General features: G+C 68.3%; 11 protein-coding genes. 4 read left to right on the top strand and 7 right to left on the bottom strand.

Annotated features, from left to right (window positions below; genetic code table 11):
• Nucleotides 1-4: 4 nt before the first annotated feature.
• The 4 genes from ABMY26_RS25890 to ABMY26_RS25875 all read right to left on the bottom strand — a co-directional run bounded on the left by ABMY26_RS25890 (nucleotide 5) and on the right by ABMY26_RS25875 (nucleotide 3,805).
• Nucleotides 5-472, bottom strand: a complete 468-nt coding sequence (locus ABMY26_RS25890; protein WP_045580958.1) for a preQ0 transporter — start codon at nucleotides 470-472, stop codon at nucleotides 5-7.
• Nucleotides 473-613: 141 nt separating this feature from the next.
• On the bottom strand, nucleotides 614-2,215 hold the full coding sequence (cimA, locus tag ABMY26_RS25885; protein ID WP_372397442.1) for a citramalate synthase: 1,602 nt from the start codon (nucleotides 2,213-2,215) through the stop codon (nucleotides 614-616).
• Between the two features lie 220 nt (nucleotides 2,216-2,435).
• Nucleotides 2,436-3,323: an NAD(P)-dependent oxidoreductase gene (locus ABMY26_RS25880; RefSeq protein WP_372397441.1), complete on the bottom strand. Its 888-nt coding sequence runs from the start codon at nucleotides 3,321-3,323 to the stop codon at nucleotides 2,436-2,438.
• Nucleotides 3,324-3,379: 56 nt separating this feature from the next.
• The gene (locus ABMY26_RS25875; RefSeq protein WP_372397440.1) at nucleotides 3,380-3,805 is read right to left on the bottom strand and encodes a tellurite resistance TerB family protein; all 426 of its coding nucleotides are present in this window, start codon (nucleotides 3,803-3,805) and stop codon (nucleotides 3,380-3,382) included.
• 140 nt (nucleotides 3,806-3,945) lie between these two features.
• On the opposite strand from ABMY26_RS25875, the gene ABMY26_RS25870 reads away from it, so the two are divergent.
• Nucleotides 3,946-4,893 carry an AEC family transporter gene (locus ABMY26_RS25870; RefSeq protein ID WP_372397439.1) on the top strand — a complete coding sequence of 316 codons (948 nt, stop codon included), beginning with the start codon at nucleotides 3,946-3,948 and terminating at the stop codon, nucleotides 4,891-4,893.
• Nucleotides 4,894-4,985: 92 nt separating this feature from the next.
• On the opposite strand, the gene ABMY26_RS25865 is transcribed toward ABMY26_RS25870, so the two are convergent.
• The gene (locus tag ABMY26_RS25865; protein WP_372397438.1) at nucleotides 4,986-5,450 is read right to left on the bottom strand and encodes a helix-turn-helix transcriptional regulator; all 465 of its coding nucleotides are present in this window, start codon (nucleotides 5,448-5,450) and stop codon (nucleotides 4,986-4,988) included.
• Between the two features lie 303 nt (nucleotides 5,451-5,753).
• Nucleotides 5,754-5,984 (bottom strand): hypothetical protein, encoded by a 231-nt coding sequence (locus ABMY26_RS25860; protein WP_372397437.1) that lies wholly within the window; start codon nucleotides 5,982-5,984, stop codon nucleotides 5,754-5,756.
• 312 nt (nucleotides 5,985-6,296) lie between these two features.
• Between ABMY26_RS25860 and ABMY26_RS25855 the strand changes: the two genes are divergently transcribed.
• Nucleotides 6,297-8,036, top strand: a complete 1,740-nt coding sequence (locus ABMY26_RS25855) for a methyl-accepting chemotaxis protein (RefSeq protein WP_372399068.1) — start codon at nucleotides 6,297-6,299, stop codon at nucleotides 8,034-8,036.
• Nucleotides 8,037-8,107: 71 nt separating this feature from the next.
• On the opposite strand, the gene ABMY26_RS25850 is transcribed toward ABMY26_RS25855, so the two are convergent.
• Complete coding sequence (locus tag ABMY26_RS25850) at nucleotides 8,108-10,885, bottom strand: ATP-dependent DNA helicase (protein WP_372397436.1); 2,778 nt, start codon at nucleotides 10,883-10,885, stop codon at nucleotides 8,108-8,110.
• Between the two features lie 113 nt (nucleotides 10,886-10,998).
• Here ABMY26_RS25850 and mtgA point away from each other — a divergent pair, with 113 nt between their 5' ends.
• Together mtgA and ABMY26_RS25840 are read left to right on the top strand one after the other, a co-directional pair.
• Entirely contained in the window at nucleotides 10,999-11,673 is a 675-nt protein-coding gene (gene mtgA, locus ABMY26_RS25845; RefSeq protein WP_372397435.1) for a monofunctional biosynthetic peptidoglycan transglycosylase, read from the top strand.
• A gap of 93 nt (nucleotides 11,674-11,766) precedes the next feature.
• The gene (locus tag ABMY26_RS25840; protein ID WP_372397434.1) at nucleotides 11,767-12,306 is read left to right on the top strand and encodes a flagellar basal body-associated FliL family protein; all 540 of its coding nucleotides are present in this window, start codon (nucleotides 11,767-11,769) and stop codon (nucleotides 12,304-12,306) included.
• Nucleotides 12,307-12,440 lie beyond the last annotated feature (134 nt).

Below are 12,440 nucleotides of genomic sequence, written 5' to 3'. Positions count from 1 at the left end.
CTGTTCAGGCCGCCACAGCCATGCGCCCGTCCCGCGCGCGCATCAGCAGCCAGACCGCCGACACGCCCAGCAGCTTCGACGCGAGGCTGGCGGCCCACACGGCCGGCTCCCAGATGTCGAGCATGCCGAAGAAGATCGCGGTGTCGACCGGCACCGACAGGGCTGCGCTGATCCACAGCCGGTCGCGCAGCGGGCGGCGGGTGATGGTGAAGACCGCCCAGTCGATCATCTCCGACACCGCGAAGGCTGCGACGCTGGCGGTGGCGACGAAGGGATCGGTCAGCAGGTAGGACAGCACGGTGCCGCCCAGCATGGCGGCGAGCGCCCAATGGCCGAAGCGGACCTGCACCATGTCGCGCAGGATGAAGATCAGGCCGGCCCAGCAGGACCAGACCAGATCCAGGTGCGGGAACAGGCTGAAGGCATAGTTGATGGCAAGAATGCTGCCGATATAGGCGGCGAGCCAGAGCATGGCGGTGATCCTCCGAGAGCGGACCCGCGGCAATACGGGCGCTGATGACCGGAGCAGTCCCCGCGGAAATGCGGGCGCCCCGAAGCCGCCCTTGCTAACAGATCGCCGCCGTGCCGTGAAGGTGCCGCGTGCCCCCCTCGCTCACACCGGCTTCGCGTCGCTCTTCAGCAGGGCGTAGGTGTAGCTGTCCACCAGCGCTTCCATCGACGCCTCGATGATGTTGGTGGAGACGCCCAGCGTCGACCATTCGGTGCCGTCGGTGTGGGCGCTGCGGATCAGGACGCGGGGCATGGCGCCGGTGCCTTCCTTGGCGGCCAGGATGCGGACGCGGTAGTCGGATAGGCTGACCTTGGCGAGTGCGGGATAGACCGGCTCCAGCGCCTTGCGCATGGCGACGTCCAGCGCGTGGACCGGACCGTTGCCGTCCGCCACCTCCAGCCGCACGGCGTCGCCGACCCGCACCCGCACCACCGCCTCCGATTCCACCACCAGCTTGCCGACCGCGTTGTAGCGGCGCTCGTCCGTGACGTGGAAGCGCAGCAGCTCGAAGAAGCGCGGCACCTCGCCCAGCTCGCGCCGCACCAGCAGCTCGAAGCTGGCCTCCGCGGTGTCGTAGGCGTAGCCGTCGCTGTCGCGCTGCTTCACCAGGTCGAGCAGGCTGGCCAGCCTTTCGTCCTTCGCCTCGACCGCCATGCCGATGTCGCGCAGCCGGACGATCAGGTTGGAGCGGCCGGCCTGGTCCGACATGACGATCTGCCGGCGGTTGCCGACGGCGTCGGGGGCGACATGCTCGTAGGAGGAGGGATCCTTCTCCACCGCTGAGACATGCAGCCCGCCCTTGTGGGCGAAGGCGCTGGCGCCGACATAGGGCGCGTGGCGGTTGGGCGCGCGGTTCAGCCGGTCGTCGAAGGCCCGGCTCAGCTGGGTCAGGAGATGCAGGTCCTCGCGCCGGATGCCGGTCTCGAAGCCCAGCTTCAGCATCAGCGTCGGGATCAGCGAGACGAGGTTGGCGTTGCCGCAGCGCTCGCCCAGCCCGTTGATCGTGCCCTGGACCATGCGCACCCCGGCCAGCACCGCGGCCAGCGAGTTGGCGACCGCGTTCTCGGTGTCGTTGTGGCAGTGGATGCCGAGCCTGTCGCCGGGGATGCCATGCGTCTCCACCACCTCGCGGACGATGGCGTCGATCTCGTGCGGCAGGGTGCCGCCGTTGGTGTCGCACAGCACGATCCAGCGCGCGCCGGCCTCGAACGCCGCCTTGATGCAGGAGACGGCATAGGCCGGGTTGCGCTTGTAGCCGTCGAAGAAATGCTCGGCGTCGAACAGCGCCTCGCCCTTGGCGGCGTGCAGCGCGGCGATGCTGTCGCGGATGAGGTCGAGATTCTCCTCGCGCGGGATGTTCAGCGCGACGTCGACATGGAAGTCCCAGGTCTTGCCGACCATGCAGACCGCCTTGGAGCGCGACTGCACCAGCGCCGTCAGCTGCGGGTCGTTGGCGGCGCTGCGGCCGGGGCGGCGCGTCATGCCGAAGGCGGTGAAGGTGGCGCGGGTCAGCTCCGGCGCCTCGGCGAAGAACTGGTCGTCGGTCGGGTTGGCGCCCGGCCAGCCGCCCTCGACATAGTCGATGCCGAGCCGGTCGAGGTCCTTGGCAATCGCGATCTTGTCGGCGACCGAGAAATCCACGTCCTGGGTCTGCGCCCCGTCGCGGAGCGTGGTGTCGTAGAGATAGATGCGTTCGCCCGTCATCGTCGCCTGACCTGCCGCCTGACCTGAATGAACCGGGGCTTTCCGCCCCGTGGAAAGCGGGGAGAATGGACGATGCGGCGTCTGCGCTCAACCACTTTGACAAGAAACTTGCGAAAAATGGCCCTTTGCCGCAATGGAGGGAATGCTGGGCGAAAGACGGGACATGTCCACCCCGTCTTTCGTTGCCGGCCTTCCGGGTGTGGATTCCCGGGCGCGGACTTCAGCGCGCGAACAGGCGGTACAGCGCCGAATGGTCGAGTGACCCGTCGCCCTGGTCGACCAGCATCTCGAACAGCTCCAGCGACAGGCCGAGCGTCGGCAGCTCGATGCCCGACTGCTGGGCCAGCTCCTCAGCCTGCCGCAGGTCCTTGACCTGGGTGGTGACCCGGCCGCCCGGCGTGAAGTCGCCGCTGACCATGCGGCCGCCATGCAGGTCGAGGATGCGGGATTCGGCGAAGCCGCCGCGGATGGCGTCGCGCACCCGGGCCGGGTCGGCCCCGGCCGCCCTGGCCAGCGCCAGCGCCTCCGCCACCGCGCCGATGGTCAGGGCGACGATGACCTGGTTGGCCGATTTGGCGATCTGGCCGGCGCCGCTGGCCCCGACATGGGTGATGCGGCGGCCCATCGCCTGCAGCGGCGGCAGCGCGCGGGCGAAGGCGGCGTCGGTTCCGCCGGCCATGATGGTCAGGGTCGCCGCCTCCGCCGCCACCGTCCCGCCGGACACCGGGGCGTCGAGCCACTCCGCCCCGGCGGCGGCGGCCCGTTCGGCCAGCGCGCGGGTGGCTGCGACGGCGGTGGTGCCCATGTCGATCACCAGATGGCCGGGGCGCAGGACCGGCAGCAGCGCCTCGGCCACCGTCTCCACCGCCACCGTGTCGGTCAGCATCAGCACGATGGTGCCGGCCTGTCCGGCGACGGCGGCGGGGCCGGTGGCGGCGATCATGCCCTCGGCCGCCAGTTCGGCGACCGGGCCGGGGCTGCGGCTGGTCACCACCGGTTCGGCGCCGGCGCGGGCAAGGGCGCGGGCCATCGGCTTGCCCATAAGGCCGAGCCCGATGAAGCCGATGCGCTGGCCGGTCAGGTCGGGGCGGACGATCTCTTCGCTCATGTCGGGGACTTTCAGATCAAAAGCGCAAGTGGCAGATCAAAAGCGCAAGCGGCAGGTCAAAGGCGCATGTGGCGGGCGCGGGCGCCGCGTTCGATGGCGGCGGCGCACAGCCGGTCGATGCCCAGCCGGTGGCGGATCATCTCCAGCATGCGCAGTTCCTCCTGCGAGGCCTTGGGGTCGGCGGCGGCGATGTCGCAGGCCACCGCATAGGCGGTTTCGCGCAGCTTGGACGGCAGCGCCTGGTCGACGATGGTCAGCACCGTGTCCAGCCCGTCGCTGTCCGACAGCATGGCGGTGCATTCGCGGGTGGCGGCCATCACCTGATCGGCGCTGTAATCCTTGAAGATCGGCAGGTAGCGCACATTCTCGCCGATGGCTTCCAGCTCGGCGTCGGTCATGTCGCCGTCGCAGGCGGACACCAGGACCATGACGTAGATGAGCGCGCTGTGGTGGTCGATCATGGGGTCGGTCGGCTTTCTCATGGAGCGGTCTCCCCTGGGGAGCGGTCGCGTGTTCGTCGGGCAATCTCGACTGCCGTTCCGGCAGCGTCAAGGGTGCCATGCCGGAAGCGGAGGGGTCGGCGGCTCGACGCGACGGTTGGGCTTGCCTATTGTCGCGCACCATGAACGTCGTGCTCAATGTCGCATTTCCCGTATTCGCCATCATCCTGGCCGGCTTCCTGGCCGGGAAGTCGAAGCTGCTGGGCGCCGCCTCGTCGGAGGCGCTCAACAAGTTCGTCTATTGGATGGCGCTGCCGCCGGTGCTGTTCCTGGGCACCGCGCGGCGGTCGATCCCGGAGATCTTCAACGGCCCCTTCATCGGCGCCTTCCTGGGATCGATGCTGCTGGTCTATGCGCTGGGCGCCGTCATCGGCCGGCTGCTGCATCGCGAGCGGACGCAGATCCAGTGCATGCAGGGGCTGAACTCGGCCTTCTCCAACACCGGCTACATGGGCATACCGCTGTTCCTTGCCGCCTTCGGCCCGGACCGTCTGGCCCCCACCATCCTGGCGACCGTGATCATGAGCGCCATCATGGTCGGCATCGCCGTGATCTGGATGGAGTTCGCCAACAGCCACGGCCATGGCCTGGGCAAGGCATTGAAGGATGTCGGCCGGGCGCTGGCGAAGAACCCGCTGATCCTGTCGACCGCCGCCGGCCTTGCCTGGTCGGCGCTGCTGCCGGGCGTGGCGGTGCCCAAGCCGATCGCCACCTTCTGCGAATTGATGGGCTCGCCCGCCGGGCCCTGCGCGCTGTTCGCCATCGGCCTGTTCCTGGCGTCGCAGCGGCTGACCGCCGGGCTGGCGGAGGCGGGGTGGATCAGCGCGTTGAAGCTGCTGGTGCATCCGGCGCTGGCCTGGGTGCTGACCCAGACCCTCTTCCCGATGGACCCCTTCTGGACCGGCAGCGCCGTGATCCTGGCGGCGCTGCCGACGGGTGCGCTGACCTTCGTGGTGGCGACCCAGTACCAGACCTATGTCGAGCGCACCTCGTCCGCCATCCTGGTGTCGACGGTGCTGAGCGTCGTTACCCTGTCGGCGCTGCTGGCGGTCTATGCGCCGGGAGGCTGAGGCGGGCTGAGAGCCGGCGCAGTGCGGCGCGGCCGGACGCCGTCGGGCATAGCCTTCGCCGCATGATAGGCTGCATTGAAAAACGTGCGTGCTCAACCGTCCAAAGCGCTGGTTTGGCATGCGAACCATATCAGTTGCCGCGCTGCCGCGGGATTCAGTTCGGGGCGGCCGGTTCCAGCCTCCTCCACCGCCAGCCGGCACAAGGCCACCACCAGCTTTCCCTTCAGCGGTGCCTTGAAATGGGCTTCCTTTCCGCTGGCAATCAACCATTGCTCGACGAATTCGACCGCTTCGCAGATCAGGCGGTCATCGATCGCCGGGACACTCGCCCGCGCCCTTTCCTCTGTGATCATCACTTCGCCGCGACCGGTCAGCAACCAATTGATGTCGAAGCCCAATTCCGCAAGAACGGCCAAGGTCTCTCCTTTTGGCGGTTTCCCGTACAGCTCATATGTCTGCCAAGTATTCTCCCCCAGATTGAAGCGCCTCGACATCGATTTTTGCGTCTCTTTCAGATGGATTCTTATCCGCTTCAACCTTTCCGAAAGCCGGTTCATCGCAGCACTCCTGCTTTATCAGTGAGCTGACAAAGCATTCCGGCAAACCGCGAACTTGCCGCAGAACCGTTGCCGCAGTGCGTCTGCCGGCCGGCTGCAACACATTTTTTCGATTTGACAGCACATAATTTTACGTACAGTATCTCGATCGTGCCGGAGAGAGAGATGCAATAGACTCATAAAGGAATATTGCTTTTTCGGCGCTGGATTGAGCATGTCATGGTACCTGTGGCAGAAGGCCTCGGCATGTGTGGACGCGGGCGGAGATTTCTCCGCTGGGCCGCGGCACTATTGCCGTGGTCATTATATCATTTTCTTCGAACTGTCTTTAGCCAATGACAGGGTAGGGATATGCCAGGTTGGCTTGGCAGCATGGCTGGTAATGCGGTCGAAGGCGTTGCACGCCTCAGCGTCATCGAAAATTCTTTGAGTCGGGTCGGCAAAGCCCATTCGGGGAAGCGCGATCCTGCCCATCAAGCGACACTGCCCTGACGAGAAAGTCCATTCGCGCGAGCCAATGGAACGCTGTTCCATTGCTCCTGACGCCCGTTCCGTCGCCTGACTCGCCTTTTGATCTCCGCGCGAAAATTTTTTCAATCAAAACTTGGTGGAAGAGATCCATATATCCGAAAAGCGTGTGTTCAATTCGTTATTTTGCCGTTTCATCATAGGCGCTGAATTATTTATTTTTCGTCATGATTATATCTATCTCTGTTGCATTTTTAATCTCTCTGTCACTTATTGTTGCTTGCGGCCTGTCCGTGCAACAAAAACAGACATATATATGCTAAGCATGTTTTAGTGTGTATATCTACACCCATAAGATATATAGCAATCCTGCAGGTCATGCCGGCCATGGGCCGCCCAGCCACCCGAGATGCAGGAGGGTTCGCTATGAATGCAGTTAAAAACATGTCGATAAAGATGAAAATCTTGTGCCTTGTGGGCACGATTCTCGTTCTGATCATGGGGTTGGGCGGCTTTTCGCTGAAGCAGGTGTCCCTTCTCAACGACCGCGCGCAGGATATCCGTGAGAACTGGTTGCCGTCCGTTTCCGCGCTTGGAGAGATTAGGTCGCTCGTCATGGACTATCGGGCCCGCGAGGCCAGCCATATTCTGAGCACGGCCCAGGCCGATAAGCAAAATGACGACCGCCGCCTGTCCGATACGCTGAAAAAGCTGACGGAGGCGCAATCGAATTATGAAAAGCTCATCACTCCCGGCCGGGAAGCGGCGCTGTATGGCGAGTTTTCCAACCACCTGAAGGAATATTTGAAGCTCAGCAATGAGAGACTGCTCGATCTCTCCCGCAAGAACCAGGCGGATACGGTGCGTCTCCTGTATCAGACCGACTCGCGCGAGGGTGCAGCCAGAATGGAGGCCGCCCTGGTGAAGCTTACCACCTACAACATGGAGCAGGCGCAAGCGGCTGGCGAGCAAGGCGAAGCGGTCTACCGGACGGCGTTCGGCGGGGTGATCGCCGCCATCGTGGTCGCGCTCGTGATCGGCATCCTGGGCGGTCTTCTCGCCGTGAAGTCGATTTCCCAACCGATCATCGGCCTTACCGGCGTCATGCTGCGGCTGTCCCGCCGGGATTACAATGTGGCCGTGACCGGTGACGAGCGGGGGGATGAGATCGGCGAGATGGCCCGCACCGTCCAGGTCTTCAAGGACGGCCTGATCGAGGCCGATCGCCTTGCCGCCGTCCAGGCGGCGGAGCAGGAGGTGAAGCTGCGCCGGGCCGAGGCGATCGACGGTCTCATCCGCGGGTTCGAGGCCCAGGCGGCCGATGCCCTGCGGACCGTCGCGGCGGCGGCCACCGAACTGGACAGCACCGCCCAGACCCTGTCGCGGACGGCCATGGAAACCCGGGAACAGGCGACCACGGCATCGGCGGCGGCGGAACAGACCAACGCCAATGTGCAGACCGTCGCCAGCGCGGCGGAGGAGATGTCGACCTCCATCCGCGAGATCGGCACCCTGGTGACGCGCTCGACGGGGATCGCCGGGCAGGCGGTGGCCGAAGCCGGCCGGACCAACACGACGGTTCGCGGCCTTGCCGATGCCGCCCAGCGGATCGGCGCCGTGGTGCAGCTCATCACCAACATCGCCGGACAGACCAACCTTCTGGCCCTGAACGCTACCATCGAGGCGGCCCGTGCCGGAGAGGCCGGCAAGGGCTTCGCCGTCGTCGCCAGCGAGGTGAAGAGCCTGGCCAACCAGACGGCCAAGGCCACCGACGAGATCGCCGCCCAGATCGCCGAGATCCAGGAGGCCACCGGCGGCGCCGTGAAGGCCATCGAGGGAATCAGCGGCACCATCTCCTCGATCAACGACATCTCGACCTCGATCGCCGCCGCCATCGAGGAGCAGGGGGCCGCGACCGCCGAGATCTCGCGGAACGTCCAGCAGGCCGCCGTCGGCACCCGGCAGGTGTCGTCCACCGTGTCCGGCGTCACCCTCGCCACCGGCGAGACCGGTGCCGCGGCCAACCAGGTTCTCGGCGCAGCCGGCAGCCTGGCGGAACAGGCGGAAAGCATGCGTCGCGACGTCGAACATTTCCTCAGCGCCATCAAGGCGGCGTGAGAGGAACGGCGTAAGGCGTCCTTCCGGGATTGGGACGGTGGCGGGCCGGGTTCACGGACGGGCCGCCGCCCTCAACACCCCCGCAGGAACTCCGCCGTCTCCTCGACCGCCTGCTTCAGGCCGACGCGCCGCATCTCCACGCCCTCGGGGAAGGCGCCGGCCAGCCGGCTCGGCATCATCGGGTCGAGCAGCACGAAGACGCCGGTGTCGTCGGCGCGGCGGACCAGCCGGCCGAAGGCCTGCTTCAGGCGCAGCCGGGTGATCATGTCCTCGTAGCGGCGGCGGCCGAAGGCATCGCGCCGTGCCCGGTGCAGAATGTCGGGGCGCGGCCAGGGCACGCGGTCGAACACGATCAGCCGCAAGCTCCGGCCCGGCACATCCACCCCGTCGCGCACCGCGTCGGTGCCGAGCAGGCAGGCATGCTCCTCGCCGCGGAAGATGTCGATCAGCGTCGAGACGTCGAGCGGGTCGACATGCTGGGCGTAGAGCGGGATGCCCATGCCGTCGAGCGGCTCGGCGATGCGGTCGCGCACCGCGCGCAGCCGGCTGATCGCGGTGAACAGCCCGAGCCCGCCGCCGCCCGCCGCCAGGAACAGCGACTTGTAGGCCGCCGCCACCTGGCCGAGATCGTCCTTGCGCACGTCGTTGACCACGAAGACGCGGGTGCGGTTGGGATAATCGAAGGGGGAGGGCACCTGCGCCCGGATCGCCGGGGCGGGCAGGTGGCTGGCGCCGCAGCGGTCCTCCGCCGCCCGCCAGTCCTGGCCGACATCGCCGGTGCCGTCGGTCAGCGTCGCGCTGGTCACCACCATGCCGTGCGCCGGCCCGGCCAGCGCCTCGGCGAAGGGAACCGTCGGGTCGACCCAATGGCGGTACAGCCCGACATCGACGTCGCGCCCGTCGATCCGCTCCACCGCGAACCAGTCGACGAACTGCGAGGGGGTCTCGGTCGGCAGGGTGCGCAGCATGGCGCGCCACGCCTCCACCGTCAGGGTGCCGCGGCGGTGCAGGCTGCGCGACAGCGCGTCGATGCGGCGGCGCTGGTCCGAATCGAGTTCGGCCGAGTCGTCCTCCAGCCGCCGGGCCAGCCGGCGGGACAGCGCCTCCACCGGTTCCGACAGGCGGACCAGCGCCTGCTCCAGCTCCGCCGCCGCGTCGAGCAGCCCGTCGACCGGATAGGCCTTGTCGGCCTCCAGGCTGTAGGGGCCGCCCTGTCCGGCGGTGCGGGCATAGACCTGCCGGCGGGCCAGCAGCAGGAAGCGCTCGGTCGGCCCCTGCGGGTTGTCGGCGGCCAGCCGGGCCGACCAGCCGTCGGCCGGCAGCACGCGGGCGCCGATCAGGATGTCGTCGAGATGGCGCAGCGCCTCCTCGTCGCCGGCGACGATGTCCTCCAGCCGGCGCTTCAGGCCGCGGGCGCGGCTTCGGCCCGTCTCCTCGGCGCCCAGCAGCCAGCGCCGCAGCTCCTGCGTCTCGCGGCAGGTCAAATGGCCGGCGAAGGCGCTGTCCGCGGCGTCGAAGACATGGTGTCCCTCGTCGAACACATAGCGGCTGGGCAGCGTCGGCTCCTCGCCGCCGCCGAGCGCCGCCTGCACCATCACCAGGGCGTGGTTGGCGATGACGATGTCGGCGCGCCGCGCCCGCCTCACACTCTTTTCTATATAGCAGCGGGCATAATGGTCGCAGGCGGAGTAGATGCACTCGCCGCGGCGGTCGGCCAGCCCCAGCGTCGGGCCGCGCCCGGCGATGTCGACCAGCCAGCCGGGGAAGTCACCGCCGGTCATGTCGCCGTCGCGCGTCGCCGCCGCCCAGCGCGCCATCAGCCCGACGCCGACGGCGTTGTGCGGCTGGAAGGGCATGGCGCGCACCGCCTCCTCCAGGTTCAGCAGGCACAGGTAATTCTCGCGGCCCTTGCGCAGCACCACCTTGCGGGTCTTGGTCGCCGGGTCGGGATAGAGCCGGTCCAGCTCGGCGTCGATCTGGTGCTGGAGGTTGCGGGTGTAGGTGGAAATCCACACCGTCCCGCCATTCTTTTCCGCCCACACCGTGGCCGGCGCCAGATAGCCCAGCGTCTTGCCGACGCCGGTCCCCGCCTCCGCCAGCACGACGTTCGGGGTGTCGGGCAGCTGGCGCGGGGCGAAGGCGGCTGACACCGCGCTGGAATAGTCGGCCTGCTGCGGCCGCGGCTCCGCCACCTTGCCCGGCACGCTGGCCGACAGCATGACGGCGAGACGGCGGCGGGCCTCGTCGGGATCGACCGGATTCTGGGCGGGCGGCGGCGGCGGCGCGCCCTCCTCCCACTCCTTGATGCGTGTCCAGACCCGCAGGCCCGAGCGGGCGGCGCCCTTCTCCGGCCCGTCGGGCTTGCCGAGCGCGGCCAGCACCGCCGGCGCCCACAGCCAGCCGGCCCGTCCCATCTCCCAGGCGAAGGCGACGGGGTCGGACGCCTCCTCCCGCCCGCCGGGGATGGCGGGCGCGCCGAGATCGCCCAGCAGCCGGCGCACCGCGCGTTGCAGGGCCAGCGCCTCGGCCTCGTGCCCGTCGGGGATGGGCAGGTCGAGCGCCTCGGCCATGCCGCGCGGGGTGGGGACGCAGAAGCGGGCGGGGTGGACGAAGGCGAACAGCTCCAGCACGTCGAAGGCGGCGAAGCCGTCGATTCCCAGCCGGCGGGCGAAGGCGCGGGCATGGCAGACCAGCGCCGGCCGGCGGCGCACCTGCGCGGCGGCGGCGGCAAGCGACAGCTCCTCGACCTCGCCGTCCAGCGTCAGCGACACGACGCGGCGCGCGCCGGCCACCATGGCGGGCGCGTCGTCGAGGCGGTGGATCGGCGTGGGATCGGCGGTCATGTCCATCGCCGGCACTATATGGCGGCCGGCCGCCGCAAAGCGAGTGCCGCTTGTTGACGTGCCGCCGCTTCACCCCCATTGAGGGGTGTCGCGCGGGGAACAGGCGGGGACGGGACTTGATGCGGAAACTGCTGCGCTGGGCGCTGATCGGGGCGGCTGGGCTGGTGGCCGCCAGCATCCTGTGGGCCGCGCTCTACCGGATCGTGCCGCCGCCGGCCACGCCGCTGATGCTGATCCGCGCGCTGGGCGGGTCCGGCCTGACGCGCGACTGGGAGCCGCTGGAGCGCATCTCCCCCGCCCTGGCCGAGGCGGTGATCGCGTCGGAGGACACCGGATTCTGCGGCCATGGCGGCTTCGACTGGGCCGCCATCGAGGGCGCATTCGAGGAGAACGAGGCTGGCCGGCGCCTGCGCGGCGGCAGCACCATCAGCCAGCAGACCGCCAAGAACGCCTTCCTCTGGCCCGACCGCAGCTGGACCCGCAAGGGGGCGGAGGCCTGGTTCACCCTGCTGATCGAAACGCTGTGGACCAAGCGCCGCATCCTGGAGGTCTATCTGAACATCGTCGAATGGGACGACGGCGTCTATGGCGCCGAGGCGGCGGCGCGGCATCATTTCCAGAAATCCGCGGCCTCCCTGACACGGCGCGAGGCGGCCCTGCTGGCCGTGGTGCTGCCCAGCCCGCGCAACTGGTCGCCGTCGCGCCCCGGCGCCTATGTCGCCCGCCGCGCCGGGGTGATCGAACGCCGGATGGCGGTGGTGCGGCGCGACGGGCTGGACGATTGCGTGCGGTAGACGGGGAGAGGGCGCCGTCCGCCTCCACCTTATCTTAACCGCCGAAGCGCCATACTCCGACATGCCCGCGCGCCGCCCGGAGGAGACCGCAAGATGGCCACGGACCGCTCCCTGCACGGCCGGCCCTATCCGACCCCGCCGCCCGGCACCTACGGGGCCGGCCCGCTGGTGGACGAACCGGCGCCGCATCCTGCCGCCGATCCGAAGGCCGCCCATCCGACCCGCATCGTGGTCATCGTCCTCCTGGCGCTGATGACCCTGGCCGGGCTCGCCTATGGCGGCCTCGCCGCGCTCGACGGCATCCTGGAACAGCGGCGGATCGAGGCGCAGATGGGGCCGAAGGTCCGGCTGGCGACGCTGCCGGCGCTGGAAGTGCCGCTGGGCGGCCAGCGCGCGGTGGAGATGCAGGCGTCGCTGGTGCTGGCGCCGGGGGTCGAGGCCGACCGCGTCCTGCGCTACCAGGACCGCATCGCCGACCGGCTGTTCCAGACCGTCAGCCAGGCGGGAACGGACAATCTGACCGGGACCGGCTCCGCCGACTTCCTGAAGGCGCGCATCAGGGAGGCGGTCAACCGCGAGGCCGGGACCGGGCTGATCCGCGACATCTACATCGAACGCATGGTCGTCAAGTGATCCACGCGGGGCTCGGTCCGCGATGGGCCTTGTCTTGTGCGGCGCAATAGCTTATCTAGGGCGTCTTGATCGCTGGAGGCTCGCGCGTCTCTTGAGCGAGACGCGCTGTGATTGCGCAACGGTGGACGCCCTCG

It is taken from the genome of Azospirillum sp. HJ39 (assembly GCF_041507355.1).
GTDB lineage: Bacteria > Pseudomonadota > Alphaproteobacteria > Azospirillales > Azospirillaceae > Azospirillum > Azospirillum thiophilum.
The sequence above is the reverse complement of the archived record's forward strand: the minus strand, read 5'-3'. Positions and strand labels throughout refer to the sequence as shown.